General features: G+C 72.2%; 13 protein-coding genes. 3 read left to right on the forward strand and 10 right to left on the reverse strand.

Annotation, left to right across the window (positions count from 1 at the left end; translation table 11 throughout):
- Window positions 1-74: 74 nt before the first annotated feature.
- The 4 genes from ACIP4X_RS03565 to hrcA form a co-directional block, all read right to left on the reverse strand.
- Entirely contained in the window at window positions 75-815 is a 741-nt protein-coding gene (locus ACIP4X_RS03565; protein WP_358729402.1) for a 16S rRNA (uracil(1498)-N(3))-methyltransferase, read from the reverse strand.
- Entirely contained in the window at window positions 812-1,900 is a 1,089-nt protein-coding gene (locus tag ACIP4X_RS03570) for a nitronate monooxygenase (RefSeq protein ID WP_401346416.1), read from the reverse strand. The genes ACIP4X_RS03565 and ACIP4X_RS03570 overlap by 4 nt, the downstream gene beginning before the upstream one ends.
- Window positions 1,901-2,057: 157 nt before the next feature.
- Window positions 2,058-3,197: a molecular chaperone DnaJ gene (gene dnaJ, locus ACIP4X_RS03575; protein WP_358729400.1), complete on the reverse strand. Its 1,140-nt coding sequence runs from the start codon at window positions 3,195-3,197 to the stop codon at window positions 2,058-2,060.
- A complete protein-coding gene (gene hrcA, locus ACIP4X_RS03580; RefSeq protein WP_358729399.1) occupies window positions 3,198-4,214 on the reverse strand; it encodes a heat-inducible transcriptional repressor HrcA in 1,017 nt (338 codons plus the stop codon). It abuts the gene before it with no gap.
- Window positions 4,215-4,415: 201 nt separating this feature from the next.
- Here hrcA and ACIP4X_RS03585 point away from each other — a divergent pair, with 201 nt between their 5' ends.
- Together ACIP4X_RS03585 and ACIP4X_RS03590 are read left to right on the forward strand one after the other, a co-directional pair.
- Window positions 4,416-5,171 (forward strand): MBL fold metallo-hydrolase, encoded by a 756-nt coding sequence (locus ACIP4X_RS03585; RefSeq protein WP_358729398.1) that lies wholly within the window; start codon window positions 4,416-4,418, stop codon window positions 5,169-5,171.
- Between the two features lie 32 nt (window positions 5,172-5,203).
- Window positions 5,204-6,010, forward strand: a complete 807-nt coding sequence (locus ACIP4X_RS03590; RefSeq protein WP_358729397.1) for a DUF3097 domain-containing protein — start codon at window positions 5,204-5,206, stop codon at window positions 6,008-6,010.
- 49 nt (window positions 6,011-6,059) lie between these two features.
- On the opposite strand, the gene hemW is transcribed toward ACIP4X_RS03590, so the two are convergent.
- The 4 genes from hemW to lepA all read right to left on the reverse strand — a co-directional run bounded on the left by hemW (window position 6,060) and on the right by lepA (window position 13,526).
- Window positions 6,060-7,292, reverse strand: a complete 1,233-nt coding sequence (hemW, locus tag ACIP4X_RS03595; RefSeq protein ID WP_391453089.1) for a radical SAM family heme chaperone HemW — start codon at window positions 7,290-7,292, stop codon at window positions 6,060-6,062.
- A 47-nt stretch (window positions 7,293-7,339) separates the two neighbouring features.
- Window positions 7,340-9,283 (reverse strand): SpoIIE family protein phosphatase, encoded by a 1,944-nt coding sequence (locus ACIP4X_RS03600; RefSeq protein WP_391453087.1) that lies wholly within the window; start codon window positions 9,281-9,283, stop codon window positions 7,340-7,342.
- Between the two features lie 229 nt (window positions 9,284-9,512).
- Complete coding sequence (locus tag ACIP4X_RS03605) at window positions 9,513-11,387, reverse strand: AMP-binding protein (RefSeq protein ID WP_358729394.1); 1,875 nt, start codon at window positions 11,385-11,387, stop codon at window positions 9,513-9,515.
- A gap of 270 nt (window positions 11,388-11,657) precedes the next feature.
- Entirely contained in the window at window positions 11,658-13,526 is a 1,869-nt protein-coding gene (gene lepA, locus ACIP4X_RS03610; protein ID WP_401346423.1) for a translation elongation factor 4, read from the reverse strand.
- 220 nt (window positions 13,527-13,746) lie between these two features.
- Between lepA and rpsT the strand changes: the two genes are divergently transcribed.
- The gene (gene rpsT / locus ACIP4X_RS03615; RefSeq protein ID WP_358729392.1) at window positions 13,747-14,013 is read left to right on the forward strand and encodes a 30S ribosomal protein S20; all 267 of its coding nucleotides are present in this window, start codon (window positions 13,747-13,749) and stop codon (window positions 14,011-14,013) included.
- Between the two features lie 241 nt (window positions 14,014-14,254).
- Here rpsT and holA read toward each other — a convergent pair whose 3' ends face one another.
- Together holA and ACIP4X_RS03625 are read right to left on the reverse strand one after the other, a co-directional pair.
- Window positions 14,255-15,244 carry a DNA polymerase III subunit delta gene (gene holA / locus ACIP4X_RS03620; protein ID WP_358729391.1) on the reverse strand — a complete coding sequence of 330 codons (990 nt, stop codon included), beginning with the start codon at window positions 15,242-15,244 and terminating at the stop codon, window positions 14,255-14,257.
- 389 nt (window positions 15,245-15,633) lie between these two features.
- Window positions 15,634-16,531: IS701 family transposase (locus ACIP4X_RS03625; RefSeq protein WP_401346427.1), on the reverse strand; the 898-nt coding region annotated here is incomplete at its 5' end.

A 16,531-nucleotide genomic window follows, 5' to 3' on the forward strand; every position in this document is an offset into this window, starting at 1 on the left:
ACGCGCGCGCCGCGCGCGCCCGCGCTCGTCCCGCCGGCCTCGGGGTGAGCCCGGCCGTCGGGACAAGCGGCTGATCAGGACCAGCGGCCGGTACGGCCCAGCAGCAGGGCGGTCGCCGCCGTGCCGGCGGTCGAGGTGCGCAGCACGGTGGGCCCGAGCACGTACGGCTTCGCGCCCGCGTCCCGGAACTGCGCCAGCTCCTCGGGGGACACGCCGCCTTCGGGGCCGACGACCAGCACGATCTCGCCCTGGGCGGGGAGTTCGGCGGTGGCCAGGCGTTCCTCGCCGCTCTCGTGGAGCACGGCGGCGAAGTCGGCTCCGGCCAGAAGTGCGGCAACCTGTTTGGTCGTCGCCGCGTCCGCGACCTCCGGGAAGCGCACCCGGCGGGACTGCTTGCCGGCCTCGCGGGCGGTGGCACGCCATTTGCCGAGCGCCTTCAGACCCCGGTCGCCCTTCCACTGCGTGATGCAGCGGGAGGCGGACCACGGCACGATCGCGTCCACGCCGACCTCGGTCATGGTCTCCACGGCGAGTTCACCGCGGTCGCCCTTGGGCAGCGCCTGGACGACGGTGATACGGGGGGACTCCGGCGGTTCCTCGACGAGGGCCGCCAAGTCCGCTATCACCAGCCGGTCCTTGCCCTCGGCCGCCTTGACCACGCCCTCGGTCCAGCGCCCTCGGCCGTCGGTGAGCACCACGTCCTCGCCCGGCCGCAGCCGCTTGACCGAGACCGCGTGCCGTCCCTCGGGGCCCTCCAGCACGAACTCCGTTCCGATCAGCTTCAGTTCGTCGACGACGAACACCGGCGCGGTCATCGCGCGTCATCTCCTGCCGCCGGGCCGGCCGCCAACGCCGCGCGGGCCGCGTCGAGTTCGGCGAGCAGGACCTCCACGAGCTGTCCGGCGGGCAGTTCGCGGGCCATCCGGTGGCCCTGGCCCGCCCACAGTGCCATGCCCTGCGCGTCCTTCGCCTTGGCGGCCGCCTTGCGCAGCGGGGCGGTGAGGTGGTGGACCTCCGGGTAGGCGGCGGGCGCGTACGGGCCGTGCTCCCGCATGAAGCGGTTGACCAGCCCGCGGGCGGGCCGCCCGGAGAACGCCCGGGTCAGCTCCGTACGCGGGAACACCGGGTCGGTGAGGGCCTCCTTGTGCAGCTCGTGCGCGCCCGACTCGGGAGTGACGAGGAAGGCCGTGCCGAGCTGGGCGGCAGTGGCGCCCGCCGCGAGCACGGCGGCGATCTGGCTGCCGCGCATGATGCCGCCCGTGGCGATGATCGGCAGGGCGACCGTCTCACGGATCTGCGCGACGAGCGAGAGCACGCCGATCCCGGCGCCGTCCTGCTCCGGCAGGTCGCGGTGGGTGCCCTGGTGGCCGCCGGCCTCCACGCCCTGGGCGATCACCGCGTCCGCGCCCGAGCGGTCCACGGCGAGCGCCTCCTCGGTGGTGGTGGCGGTGGCGAGGACGAAGGTGCCGACCCGGTGCAGGGAGTCCACGACCTCGCGGGCGGGCACGCCGAAGTGGAAGGAGACCACCGGTACCGGGTCCTCCAGGAGCACGGCGAGCTTGGCGTCGTAGCCGTCGTCGCGTCCGGACTCCGGGTCGCCGAGTTCGGTCTCGTACCAGCCGGGCTCGCCGGCGAGCTGGTGGGCGTAGAGGTCGACGGCGCCGGTCTCGGCGCTCTCCGGCTGCGGCATGAACACGTTGACGCCGAAGGGGCGGCCGGTCAGTCCGCGAAGCTGCTTGATCTCCTGGTACATGCCGTCGGCGGTCTTGTATCCGGCCGCGAGGAATCCCAGCCCGCCGGCGTCGGACACCGCCGCGGCGAGCTGCGGCACCGCGGGACCGCCCGCCATCGGCGCCTGCACGATCGGGTGCGGGAAGAGATCGGTCAGTGCGGAGGACATGACGGCATGTTGTCACGTCCTCCGGACGAGTCCGAATCGGGGCGACCTCCGGCATATGCCGGAGGAATCCCCCTTCCGCCCCCGGTTTCGCGTCAGCGACCGCTGGCTGTGCCTGCCCGGGGGACAACCCCCGGACCCCCGGCCGGCCCAGCCCGCGTCAGCGACCGTTGAAGGCGTCCTTCAACCGCGAGAACAGGCCCTGCTGCCCCGGTTGGAACTGCCCCAGGGGGCGTTCCTCGCCACGCAGTTTGGACAGTTCGCGCAGCAGGCGCTCCTGCTCGGGGTCGAGCTTGGTCGGGGTCTGGACCTCGACGTGGACGATGAGGTCGCCCCGGCCGCCGCCGCGCAGATGCGTGACGCCCCGGCCGTGCAGCGGGATCGACTGGCCGGACTGCGTGCCCGGGCGGATGTCGACCTCCTCCAGGCCGTCCAGGGTCTCCAGCGGCACCTTGGTGCCGAGGGCCGCCGCGGTCATCGGGATGGTGACCGTGCAGTGCAGGTCGTCGCCGCGCCGCTGGAACGTCGAGTGCGGCAGCTCGTGGATCTCGACGTACAGGTCGCCGGCCGGACCGCCGCCGGGGCCGACCTCGCCCTCGCCCGCGAGCTGGATGCGCGTGCCGTTGTCGACACCGGCCGGGATCTTCACCGTCAGGGTGCGGCGGGCGCGGATACGGCCGTCGCCGGCGCACTCCGGGCACGGGGTGGGCACCACCGTGCCGAAGCCCTGGCACTGGGGGCACGGACGCGAGGTCATGACCTGGCCCAGGAAGGACCGGGTGACCTGCGAGACCTCGCCCCGGCCGCGGCACATGTCACACGTCTGCGCCGTGGTGCCCGGGGCCGCGCCCTCGCCGCTGCACGTGTTGCAGACGACGGCCGTGTCGACCTGGATGTCCTTCGTGGTGCCGAAGGCCGCCTCGTCCAGCTCGACCTCGAGCCGGATCATCGCGTCCTGGCCCCGGCGCGTGCGCGAGCGCGGTCCGCGCTGCGACGCCGTGCCGAAGAAGGCGTCCATGATGTCGGAGAAGTTCCCGAAGGAACCACCGGCCCCGAAGCCGCTCGCACCGGCTCCGCCGGACTGCGAGAGGGGGTCGCCGCCGAGATCGTAGACCTGCTTCTTCTGCGGGTCGGAGAGCACCTCGTAGGCGGCGTTGATCTCCTTGAACCGCTCCTGGGTCTTCGGATCCGGGTTGACGTCCGGGTGCAGCTCGCGTGCGAGCCGCCGGAAGGCCTTCTTGATCTCTTCCTGCGACGCGTCACGGCGCACGCCGAGAACGGCGTAGTAGTCCGTGGCCACCTACGACTCCGCCAGGATCTGTCCGACGTACCGTGCCACTGCGCGTACCGCTCCCATCGTTCCCGGGTAATCCATGCGGGTCGGTCCGACCACGCCGAGCTTGGCCACTGCCTCGCCGCCCGAACCGTAGCCGACCGACACGATGGACGTGGAGTTGAGTCCTTCGTGGGCGTTCTCGTGACCGATGCGCACGGTCATGCCCGGATTCTGCGTCTCACCGAGCAGCCTCAGCAGCACGACCTGCTCCTCCAGCGCCTCCAGAACGGGCCGGATGGTGAGCGGGAAGTCGTGCGGGAAGCGGGTGAGGTTGGCGGTGCCGCCGATGACCAGCCGCTCCTCGTTCTCCTCGACGAGCGTCTCCAGCAGAGTGGACAGCACGGTCGAGACCGTACCCCGGTCCTCGACGTCGAAGGCGTCGGGCAGGTCCTCCACGAGCTGGGGGACGTCCGTGAAGCGGCGGCCCGCGACCCGGCTGTTCAGCCGTGCCCTCAGATCGGCCAGGGAGGTCTCCCCGAAGGGCACCGGGCAGTCGACCATCCGCTGCTCGACCCGGCCGGTGTCCGTGATCAGCACGAGCATCACGCGCGCCGGCGCGAGGGACAGCAGCTCCACGTGCCGCACGGTCGAACGGGTCAGCGACGGATACTGCACCACGGCGACCTGCCGGGTCAGCTGCGCGAGCAGCCGCACCGTGCGGGCCACCACGTCGTCGAGGTCGACGGCGCCGTCGAGGAAGTGGTGGATGGCGCGCCGCTCGGGCGCGGTCATCGGCTTGACCTCGGCGAGCTTGTCGACGAACAGGCGGTAGCCCTTGTCGGTGGGGATGCGGCCGGCGCTGGTGTGCGGCTGGGCGATGAAGCCCTCGTCCTCCAGGGCCGCCATGTCGTTGCGGACCGTGGCCGGAGAGACGCCCAGGCTGTGCCGCTCGGTGAGGGCCTTGGAACCCACCGGCTCCTCGGTGCCGACGTAGTCCTGGACGATGGCGCGCAGGACCTGAAGCCGCCGCTCGCTGAGCATCGCGCACACCTCCAGGGTCGTTCCTCGGCCACCCGCCTGGCACTCTGCGCATAGGAGTGCCAGCTCTACCCGGCCCAGTGTACGGCCGCCGGGTACGCCCCCGGCAAGGCCGGGCCGCGACTGCGTGCGAGGTCGGGGCCGGGATCACCCGGGATCGGCCGGGATGTCGTACCCCGCGGACGTCACCGTTAGCGTCGCCCCATGACGGATGCGCGGGAAACCCCTCGGGACGAAGCTCTCGAGGAACTGGGATGGGAACGGCTGGCGGACGGGGTGGGGCGGTGCCGCCTGCCCGGATGGGACTGCACGACCGGCCTGGTCGTCGGGGAGGGCGCCGCGCTGATGGTCGACGCGGGTTCGAGTCGCGCGGAGGGCGCGCGGTTGCGTGTGTGGGCGCGGGCGCACGCCGGCGGTGATGTGACACATCTCGCGCTCACCCACCCCCACTTCGACCATGTCTTCGGGGCCGCGGAGTTCGACGGCGCGGAGATCTTCGCCGCCGAGGGCGCGGACGCGTTGTTCGGTGACAGCGGTGAGCGCGCGGAGCTGCGCGGGGACGCGGTGCGCCAGGGACTGGACGCCAGGGCGGCCGAAGAGGCGGCGGACGCCCTGGTACGGCCCGGCCGCGAGGTCCGCGACCGGCTCACCCTCCGGCTCGGCGGCGGGCGGGAGGTGCTGCTGGCGAACATGGGCGCGGCGCACTCCACGCACGACCTCGTGGTGGTGGTGCCGGGCGACCCGGCCGTGGTGTTCTGCGGGGACCTGGTCGAGGAGTCCGGCGAACCCCAGGCTGGCCCGGACGCCGTGCCGTCCCGGTGGCCCGCCGCGCTCGACCGGCTGCTGGCACTGGGCGGCGAGGACGCGCTGTACGTCCCCGGTCACGGAGCGGTGGTGGACGCCGACTTCGTCCGCGCCCAGCGGGACGCCCTGGCCACGCGCTTCGGCGTGTCGCGCTGAGGGGACACGGGCCCGTCCCTATCGTCACTCGAATGCGCCAGTATTCGCCCGACCTCACTCCCTCGTGGAAGAAGCCGCGGACCGTGCCGGAGGTTCCCGCCGAGCCGGGTCTGGTGGTGGAGGAGCCCGGGACCGGGTTCTGCGGGGCGGTGATCCGCTGCGAGGCGGGCACGGTGACGCTGGAGGACCGCTTCGGCAGGCACCGGGTGTTCCCGCTCGCGTCCGGCGGGTTCCTGCTGGAGGGACGGGCGGTCACCCTGGTGAAGCCGTCGTCCGGTCCGGTACGGCCCACCCGTACGGCGTCCGGTTCGGTCGCCGTGCCCGAGGCACGCGCGCGTGTGGCCCGCGCCGGGCGCATCTACGTCGAGGGCCGGCACGACGCCGAACTGGTCGAGAAGGTGTGGGGCGACGACCTTCGCGTCGAGGGCGTGGTCGTGGAGTACCTGGAGGGCGTCGACGACCTGCCGTCGATCGTCGAGGCGTTCGCGCCCGGCCCGGACGCCCGTCTCGGCGTCCTCGTGGACCATCTGGTGCCCGGCAGCAAGGAGTGGCGCATCGCCGAGTCGGTGACCAGCGAGCACGCGCTGGTGGTCGGTCATCCGTACATCGACGTCTGGGAGGCCGTGAAGCCCTCCTCGCTCGGGATCGGGTCCTGGCCCCGCGTCCCCCGCGGCCAGGACTGGAAGACGGGCGTGTGCCGCGCCCTGGGCTGGCCGGAGAACACGGGCGCGGCCTGGCAGCGGATCCTGTCCCATGTGCGGTCCTACAAGGACCTCCAACCTGAGCTGCTGGGCCGGGTCGAGCAGCTGATCGATTTCGTCACCGTCCAGCCCGAGTAGCCGGGCCGGACGCCGCGTCTCCGCGGACCGACCGGCTGCTTCTGGTGCCTCAGTCCACCAGGTCCCGCACCACCGCGTCCGCCAGCAGCCGGCCCCGCAGGGTGAGCACGGCCCGCCCCGCCTCGTACGGCTCCTCCTGGAGCAGCCCGTCGGACAGCGCGCGCCGGGACGCGGCCAGGCCGTCCGGGCGCAGCAGGTCCAGCGGGACGCCCTCGCGCAGCCGCAGCTCCAGCAGGACGCGCTCCACCCGGCGGTCCTCCTCGGTGAGGAGTTCCCGCCCTGCGCCCGGGGAGCGGCCTGCCGCGAGGGCCGCCGCGTACGCGCCCGGATGCTTCACGTTCCACCAGCGCACGCCCCCGACGTGGCTGTGCGCGCCGGGTCCCGCGCCCCACCAGTCGGCGCCGCGCCAGTACAGCTCGTTGTGCAGGCAGCGGCCGGCCTCCGAGGTGGCCCAGTTGGACACCTCGTACCACTCGAAGCCCGCCGCGGACAGGGTCTCCTCGGCGATCAGATAGCGGTCGGCGTGCACGTCGTCGTCCGTCATCGGGATCTCCCCGCGCCGGATCCGGCGGGCGAGCTGCGTACCCTCCTCCACGATCAGGGCGTACGCCGAGACGTGGTCGGGGCCGGCGCCGAGGGCCGCGTCGAGCGAGGCCCGCCAGTCGTCGTCGGACTCACCGGGGGTGCCGTAGATCAGGTCGAGGTTGACGTGCTCGAAGCCGGCGGCGCGGGCCTCGGCCACACAGGCCTCGGGGCGGCCGGGCGTGTGGGTACGGTCGAGGATCCTCAGCACGTGCTGCCGGGCGCTCTGCATGCCGAAGGAGATCCGGTTGAAGCCGCCCTCGCGGAGCGCGGCCAGGTAGGCCGGGTCGACCGACTCCGGGTTGGCCTCCGTCGTGATCTCCGCGTCGGCCGCGAGACCGAACTCGTCGCGGATCGCCCCCAGCATCCGCACCAGGTCCTCGGCGGGCAGCAGCGTGGGCGTGCCGCCGCCGACGAAGACCGTGCGGACCTCGCGCGGGTCGTCGCCGAGCACCTTGCGGGCGAGGCGCACCTCGTCGGTCAGCGTCCCGGCGTAGTTGTCCCGCGAGGCGAGCACCCCGCCGGTGCCGCGCAGCTCGGTGGCGGTGTAGGTGTTGAAGTCGCAGTACCCGCAGCGGGTCGCGCAGTAGGGGACGTGCAGATAGAACCCGAGGGCCCGCTCGCCTGCTCCGGCAAGGGCCTGCGCGGGCAGCGCGCCGTCGTCGGGAACGGGCTCACCATCGGGAAGTGCGGAAGGCATGCCTTCCATTGTCCAGCACACGCGGACGGTCCCGGTGGGGTGTCGCGTCAGTCGCGCTCGGCCTGGAGCACCAGGAGGGCCAGGTCGTCCTCCGGAGGGCCCGCGCCGAAGTCGTGGACGAGGTGGCTGATCCGGTCGGCGATCGGTTCGGCGTCGAGGCCGGCGCAGTCGGCGAGGGCCGTGGCGAGGCCGTCGCCGTCGTCGAACTGGCGGGAGCCGGAGCGGCGCTCGGTGACGCCGTCGGTGACGCACAGCAGGGTGTCGCCGGGCCCCAGCTCGAAGGTCTCGCACTCGTACGTCTCGTCCTCGATCACCCCGAGCAGTGCCTGCGGCCTGGCCACCGTACGGACGCCGCCCTCGCGCCCGAGGACCAGCGGCAACGGGTGTCCGGCGGAGGCGAGGGTGCAGCGCACGCCGCCGTCGAAGGGGACCAGCTCGCCGTACAGCAGGGACAGGAAGCGGGTCTGGGTGTCGCCGGGGAGCGGAGTGCGTCCGCCGGCCGCCACCAGGACGCGCGCGGCGGCGTCGGCGGCCTCGGTGGCGTCGTCGAGGAGGAGTTGGTTGAGGCGGTCCAGGACGTCGGCGACGCCGTAGCCTTCGCGGGCCAGCAGCCGCAGCCAGGGGCGGGCGAGCCCGATGACGACGGCGGCCTCGGGGCCCTTGCCCTGCACGTCCCCGACGGCGAAGCACCAGCGGCCGTCGCCGGCCGGGAAGAGGTCGTAGAAGTCGCCGCTCGGGCCGCCCTTGTCGCACGGCTCGTACACCAGCGCGCTGCGCAGTCCCGGGATCTCGGCGACCGCGCCGGGCAGCAGGCCGCGCTGGAGCACCGCGCTGATGGTGGCCTGGCGGGCGTACTGCCGGGCCGCGCCGATGGCGAGGGCCACCCGGCGGCTGAGGTCCTCGACCAGCCCGGTGACCTCGTCCGGGAAGCGGAGCAGCCCGGTCCGCCCGATGACCAGCGTGCCCAGCGGACGGCCGCCCGCGATCAGGCGGTACGCCAGTGCCGCGCCGTGGGCCGCGTGCGGGCCGAGGGCCTCCCCGGGCCAGGGGTACGGGGCGGGCCCGGAGCGCAGTCCGTCGGTGGGGCGCGGCGGGTCCTTCTCCAGGGCCCGGCGCAGCTCCTCGATGTGGCTCTCGCTGCCGTGCCAGACCCGGGCGAGCCGGGGCCCGGCCGCGCCGGTGACGTCGCTCCAGCCCCCGCCGCCCTCGCTCCAGCGGGAGGATCCCCACCGGCCGGTGGACTCGTCCTCCAGCCACACCGCGCACCAGTCGGCCAGCCGGGGCACGAGCAACTGCCCGGTGAGCGAGGCGACCAGGTCCTCGTCGAGCTGTCCGGCGAGCAGATCGGAGGCCTCGGCGAGGAAGGAGAGCGCGCCGCGCCCCAGCCAGTCGCGGTCCCTCCCGGACCGCTGCGGCTCGGGCGCCAGGACCTCGGCGATGCCGAGTCCGCGTTCCGCGCCGTACGCCTCCTCGTCCTCCTCCGCCGGTCCGGCCTCGGCGGGCAGCCGCGCCCACACCGTCTTGGCGCCGGCCCGGTAGGTGACGCCCCAGGCCTCGGAGAGCGTCGCGACCAGCCGCAGGCCGCGGCCGTACTCCGGGGTCTCGTGCGGCGTCCCGGAACCGTGGTCGCGGGGAGCGCGCGAGGAGTGGTGGTCGCTCACCTCGACCACGCAGGCGCCGGTCTCCGGCTCCAGTCGGCAGGTCAGCTCGACGTCGGTGCCCGCGTGCACGACGGCGTTGGTGACCAGTTCGCTGACCACGATCAGGGTGTCGTCGGCCAGCCGCTCGCCGATCTCGAACCCGAGGTCCGTCCACTCGGTCAGCGCCGCGCGCAGCAGCGCGCGGGCGGCGCCGGGCGCCAGGGAGCCCTGGGGCAGCGTCGTGTGCGCCTGAGGGCACGCCACCGTGCCGTGCGCGGCCGTGCCGGACGCGCGCGCGGGCACCTCGCAGGCATGGGAGACGGTCTCCCGCTGCGTGGGAATGACCCCCATCTGCGGCTCCCCGGGCGGTCCTGACGGATCGGTTCGGTCAATGCCGACAGGGTGACAGACGGGCCGCGGCCATAAGCGAGGAGTTACCGAAGTGAGCCACGTTGGCCGAGAACTGCACTATCGGAGTGATCAAAAACGGACAGTTCCGAGCGTCTGTGAACGTATTCGGTGATCGTTCCCCGCGCACCCGAGGCGCGCGGGGAGTTCACCGGCCGTGCGGGCCCGCTGATCAGGCCTCGCGCGCGCCCGCGTACATCTCGTCGATCAGATGCTTGTACTCCCGCTCCACCACGGGCCGCTTCAGCTTCAGGCTCGGGGTGATCTCGCCGTGCTCGACGTCGAGGTCGCGCGGCAGCAGGCGGAACTTCTTGATGGTCTGCCAGCGCTGCAGGCCCTCGTTGAGCTGCCTGACGTAGCCCTCGACCATCTCGACGGTCCGGGGCGCGGCGACGACCTCGGCGTACGGCCTGCCCTCCAGGCCGTTCTCCTTGGCCCACTCCAGGATCGCGGACTCGTCGAGGGCGATCAGCGCGGTGCAGAAGTTCCGGTCGGCGCCGTGCACGAGGATGTTGGAGACGTACGGGCAGACCGCCTTGAACCGGCCCTCGACCTCGGCGGGCGCGATGTACTTTCCGCCGGAGGTCTTGATGAGGTCCTTCTTGCGGTCGGTGATGCGCAGATAGCCGTCCGGGGAGAGCTCGCCGATGTCGCCGGTGTGGAACCAGCCATCCGCCTCCAGTACTTCGGCGGTCTGCTGGGGCAGCTTGTGATAGCCCTCCATGACGCCGGGGCCGCGCAGCAGGATCTCGCCGTCGTCCGCGATGCGCACCTCGGTGCCGGGCAGCGGCTTGCCGACCGTGCCGGTGCGGTAGGCCTCACCAGGGTTGACGAAGGAGGCGGCGGAGGTCTCGGTGAGGCCGTAGCCCTCCAGGATGTGGATGCCGGCGCCGGCGAAGAAGTAGCCGATCTCCGGGGCGAGGGCGGCGCTGCCCGAGACACAGGCGCGCAGCCGGCCGCCGAAGGCCTCGCGGATCTTGGCGTAGACGAGCGCGTCGGCGGCCCTGTGCTTGGCGGCCAGGCCGAAGGGCGCGGACCGGGTGCCGGTGCGCTTGAAGTTGTCCTGGGTGACCTTGGCGTACTCGCGGGCGACCTCGGCGGCCCACTGGAAGATCCTGTACTTGGCCGGGCCGCCGGCGCGGGCCTTGGCGGCGACGCCGTTGTAGACCTTCTCGAAGATGCGCGGGACGGCCGCCATGTAGGTGGGCCGGACGACCGGCAGGTTCTCGATGATCCTGTCCACGCGGCCGTCCACGGCGGAGACGTGCCCCACCTCGATCTGGCCGGAGGTGAGGACCTTGCCGAACACGTGCGCGAGCGGCAGCCACAGGTACTGCACGTCGTCGGCGGCGACCAGGCCGGTGGCGGCGATGGCCTTGGCCATGTACGACCAGTTGTCGTGCGGCAGCCGGACGCCCTTGGGGCGGCCGGTGGTGCCGGAGGTGTAGATGAGGGTGGCGAGCCGGTCCTTGGTGATCGCGCCGACCCGCTCCTTGATCAGCTCGGGGTGCTCCTCCAGGTACGCGGCTCCCCTCCGCTCCAGCTCGGCCAGGCCGATCACCCGGTCGCCGGTCTCGACGCCCTCCGGGTCGATGACGACGACGTGGTGCAGCTCGGGCAGCTCGGCGCGCTTCTCCTCGGCCTTGGCCACCTGCTCGGCGTTCTCCGCGATGAGCACCCTGCTCTGGGAGTCGGACAGGATGAAGGCCGACTCCCCGGCGTTGGTCTGCGGATAGACCGTCGTCGTGGCCGCGCCCGCGCACATGATGCCGAGGTCGGCCAGCACCCACTCCACACGGGTGGAGGAGGCGAGCGCGACCCGCTCCTCCGGCCGCACGCCCAGTTCGATGAGTCCGGCCGCGATCGCGTAGACCCGCTCGGCGGACTGCGCCCAGCTCAGCGACCTCCACTCGTCCGGGCCCGCGCCGGAGGCCGCGGGTACGGGGTAGCGGTAGGCCTCGGCGTCCGGTGTGGCCGCCACGCGCTCCAGGAAGAGGGCCGCCACGGACGGCGGACGGTTCTCGATCAGGGTCTGTGCGTCGCTCACGACATCCTCCGGGGCCCGCGGCAGCGCGGCCGGCTCTTTGCGGCTGGGTGACTCACGGGTGGTGGTTCGGACTGCTGCTTAACTCACGAGTAACTAACAGGCAGGATCAGACTAAGGCGCGACCGTCCACCGCGTAAGGGGCCGCGCCCGGACACTTCGCACAGCGAGCTACCGCGCGGACGCGCGGGGGCCCGCCGCGCTTTCGCACGACGGGCCCCTCTTTCACCCGGTTCACCGGGTCGCGTCCGCTCGCCCTGAGCTACCGGGCGGTCACTTCTTGCCCTTGGCCGACCCCGCGCTCTCGTCGCTGGAGAGCACCGCGATGAAGGCCTCCTGCGGGACCTCCACGGAACCCACCATCTTCATGCGCTTCTTGCCCTCCTTCTGCTTCTCGAGCAGCTTCCGCTTACGGGAGATGTCACCGCCGTAGCACTTGGCGAGGACGTCCTTGCGGATGGCGCGGATGGTCTCGCGGGCGATCACCCGGGAGCCGATGGCGGCCTGGACGGGCACCTCGAAGCTCTGCCGCGGGATGAGCTCCCTCAGCTTGGCCACGAGCCGCACGCCGTACGCGTACGCCTGGTCCTTGTGGGTGATCGCCGAGAAGGCGTCCACCTTGTCGCCGTGCAGCAGGATGTCGACCTTGACCAGGGAGCTGCTCTGCTCGCCGGTGGGCTCGTAGTCGAGGGAGGCGTAGCCGCGGGTCTTGGACTTGAGCTGGTCGAAGAAGTCGAAGACGATCTCGGCGAGCGGAAGGGTGTAGCGGATCTCGACGCGGTCCTCGGAGAGGTAGTCCATGCCGAGGAGGGTGCCGCGGCGGGTCTGGCACAGCTCCATGATCGAACCGATGAACTCGGTCGGCGCGAGGATCGTGGCCCGCACGACCGGCTCGTACACCTCGTCGATCTTCCCCTCGGGGAACTCGCTGGGGTTGGTCACCGTGTGCTCGATGCCGTCCTCCATCACCACGCGGTAGACCACGTTGGGCGCGGTGGCGATCAGGTCGAGACCGAACTCGCGCTCCAGGCGCTCGCGGATCACGTCCAGGTGGAGCAGGCCGAGGAAGCCGACGCGGAAGCCGAAGCCGAGGGCGGCGGAGGTCTCCGGCTCGTAGACCAGGGCGGCGTCGTTGAGCTGGAGCTTGTCCAGCGCCTCGCGCAGCTCGGGGTAGTCGGAGCCGTCCAGCGGATACAGGCCGGAGAAGACCATCGGCTTGGGGTCCTTGTAGCCGCCGAGCGCCTCCTCGGCGCCCTTGTGCTGGCTGGTGACCGTGTCACCGACCTTGGACTGGCGGACGTCCTTCACACCGGTGATCAGATAGCCCACCTCGCCCACGCCGAGGCCGTCGGCCGACAGCATCTCCGGGGAGTTGGTGCCGATCTCCAGCAGCTCGTGGGTGGCGCCGGTGGACATCATCCGGATCCGCTCGCGCTTGTTGAGCTGGCCGTCGATGACACGGACGTAGGTCACGACGCCGCGGTAGGAGTCGTAGACGGAGTCGAAGATCATCGCGCGGGCGGGGGCGTCGGCGACGCCGACCGGGGCCGGGATCTCCTTGACCACCCGGTCGAGCAGCGCATCGACGCCGAGGCCGGTCTTGGCGGAGACCTTCAGCACGTCATCGGGGTCGCAGCCGACGAGGTTGGCCAGCTCCTCGGCGAACTTCTCCGGCTGGGCGGCCGGCAGGTCGATCTTGTTGAGGACCGGGATGATCGTGAGGTCGTTCTCCATCGCCAGGTAGAGGTTGGCGAGGGTCTGGGCCTCGATGCCCTGGGCCGCGTCGACGAGCAGGACGGTTCCCTCGCAGGCGGCGAGCGACCGCGAGACCTCGTAGGTGAAGTCGACGTGCCCCGGGGTGTCGATCATGTTGAGGATGTGCGTGTTGCCGGTGTCGTGGGTGGGGGCCCACGGCAGACGCACCGCCTGGGACTTGATCGTGATGCCGCGCTCGCGCTCGATGTCCATGCGGTCGAGGTACTGGGCGCGCATCTGCCGCTGCTCGACCACCCCGGTCAGCTGGAGCATCCGGTCGGCGAGCGTGGACTTGCCGTGGTCGATGTGCGCGATGATGCAGAAATTGCGGATCAGAGCCGGGGCGGTACGGCTCGGCTCGGGCACGTTGTCAGGGGTCGCGGGCACGCAGGGTCCTGTTTCTTGAGGCGCCTTGTGCCTCGGGTCGGAACGATACGTAGCTTCCATGGTCCCACGGGTACGGACCGGGGACCGGTTTGGGCCACCCAGCGGGCCGCTGGTAGCCTGGGCGACTGTGTCTCATGCCTTCTTCGCGCGAGGCACATCTCAAGAAATCACCGGTACGGGACCCGTGCGGCCCCGTGCCAGAACCTGAAAAGGCTCATTCGTGGCGAACATCAAGTCCCAGATCAAGCGGAACAAGACCAACGAGAAGGCCCGGCTGCGCAACAAGGCCGTCAAGTCCTCTCTGAAGACCGCCATCCGCAAGGCCCGCGAGGCCGTTGCCGCGGGTGACGTCGAGAAGGCCACCGTGCTGCAGCGCGCTGCCGCGCGTCAGCTCGACAAGGCTGTCTCGAAGGGCGTCATCCACAAGAACGCGGCCGCCAACAAGAAGTCGGCGCTGGCCACCAAGGTGACGGCCCTCAAGGGCTGAGCTCCTTCCCTGATCTGAACGGATCCTCAGGGATCCGACCGGCCGGAAGGACCCAGGGCGGGCCCTCTCTCATCCGCCCCCGACCGGCTCCCCGGCTCCGCGCGCGGCCTGCGTTCGCCACGCGGGCGCGGAACCGAACAGCGTGACCCGAGGACCCCGCCGCACTCCCTTTCCCCAGGGAGAGCGACGGGGTCCTCGGCGTGTCGCGGGAGCGTGCGGAACGGGGTGGTGCGGGCGTGTCTCAGGCGCGGCCTCTGGAGCGGGCTGCCCGGGCGATGATGACGACCGCCTTCTCCAGGGCGTACTCGGGGTCGTCGCCGCCGCCCTTGACGCCCGCGTCGGCCTCGGCGACGGCGCGCAGGGCGACGGCCACGCCGTCCGGGGTCCAGCCGCGCATCTGCTGCCGGACGCGGTCGATCTTCCAGGGCGGCATGCCCAGTTCCCGCGCCAGGTCGGCGGGACGGCCGCCGCGCGCGGACGACAGCTTCCCGATCGCCCGCACGCCCTGGGCGAGCGCGCTGGTGATCATCACCGGGGCCACGCCGGTGGCCAGCGACCACCGCAGCGCCTCCAGCGCCTCCGCGGCCCGTCCCTCGACGGCCCGGTCGGCGACCGTGAAGCTGGACGCCTCAGCCCGCCCGGTGTAGTAGCGGCCGACGACGGCCTCGTCGATCGTCCCCTCGACGTCGGCGGCCAACTGCGCCGCCGCGGAGGCCAGCTCCCGCAGATCGCTGCCGATCGCGTCGACCAGCGCCTGGCACGCCTCCGGTGTGGCCGAGCGCCCGAGCCCGCGGAACTCGCCCCGCACGAAGGCGAGACGGTCGGCCGGCTTGGTCATCTTCGGGCAGGCCACCTCGCGCGCACCGATCTTTCGCGCGGCATCGAGCAGGCCCTTGCCCTTGGCGCCGCCCGCGTGCAGCAGCACCAGCGTGATCTCCTCGGCGGGCGACCCCAGGTACGCCTTGACGTCCTTGACGGTGTCGGCCGACAGGTCCTGCGCGTTGCGCACGACCACGACCTTGCGCTCGGCGAAGAGCGACGGACTGGTCAGCTCGGCGAGCGTGCCGGGCTGCAACTGGTCCGGGGTGAGGTCCCGTACGTCCGTGTCGGCGTCGGCGGCCCTGGCGGCGGCCACCACCTCCCGCACCGCACGGTCGAGCAGGAGGTCCTCCTGCCCCACGGCTAGCGTCACCGGGGCGAGAAGGTCGTCGTTCGCAGTCTTCCTGGCCATCGCGACAAGCATCCCACGGACCACCGACAACGCCCCCGGCACGGGGCGCGAAGAGGGCGCGGCAAGGCTAAGGCCTGTTGCGAAAGTCCCGCCTGCCCCGCGACGCCATGCACGCTCCCCCAAGCTCTTCGAGCAGGGGGCGCCCCCACTCGCCGCGCCGGGCCCTGACCCAAGTACATCCAGTACGAGGGCCAGGGCCCGGCACACCGAGAGCACGCACCTGACGCCGCGAGGCCCGCCCTCCGGGCGGACGACGGGACTTTCGCAACAGGCCCTAGTAGTGCTTGGTCAGGTTGCTCTTGGGGTCGGTATGTCGCGGTGGCAGGTGGGGCAGGCGCCGGTCCAGGTCGCGAGGAGTGTCTGGAGCTCGCGGACGACGTGGTAGAGGCTCAGGCCGGCGCCGCGTCTTTTGGGGTCCGGGCCAGTCGTTGCAGGGTGCAGAAGGCATGCGCGACGGAGACGAGCGTGACGTGGTGGTGCCAGCCGCCCCAGGTACGGCCCTCGAAGTGGGCCAGGCCCAGGGCCTGCTTCATCTCCCGGTAGTCGTGCTCGATGCGCCAGCGCAGCTTGGCGAGCCGGACCAGGGTGGTCAGCGGGGTGTCTTCGGGCAGGTCGGACAGCCAGAACTGGACCGGCTCGGCCTCGGCGGCGGGCCACTCGGCCAACAGCCAGCACTCGGGCAGTTCCGGGCCGTCGGTGGCCTGGCGGATCTCGCGTCCGGCGGGCCGGATCCGCAGGGCCACGAACCGGGAGTACATGCGCCTGCGGCCGGAGCGGCCGGTGCCGGGCCGGGATCCCTCCCGCCATTGGACGGGCCGTGCGGCCTTCCGGCCCGCCGCGATGACCAGGTCTTTCACCGAGCGGGGCGGGTCGGGGTACTTCGGCACGGGCGGGCGTCCGTTCCCGCAATACGGGGCCGTCACCGGTGCGGCGTCGCCGGGCTGGGCCGACAGCGTGGTGGAGATCCCGACCACGTAGTGCATGCCGCGGGCGTTCAGGCCGAGCCGGAACGCCGCCGCGTCGCCGTATCCGGCGTCCGCGATGGCCAGCGGCACCTCGATCCCCCACGAGCGGACCTCGTCGGCCATGTCCAGGGCCAGCTGCCACTTCTCCACATGACCGACGTCGTCAGGGATGCCGCAGGATCTGCGGCGGGCGACCTTGTCCGGGTCCGCCTTCGGTGAGGCGGGATCCCAGGTCTTGGGCAGGAACAGCCGCCAGTCGACCGCCGCCGAGGCGTGATCGGACGCGAGGTGCAGCGAGACGCCCACCTGGCAGTTGGTGACC

This window comes from Streptomyces sp. NPDC088817, assembly GCF_044750345.1.
Taxonomy (GTDB): Bacteria; Actinomycetota; Actinomycetes; order Streptomycetales; family Streptomycetaceae; genus Streptomyces.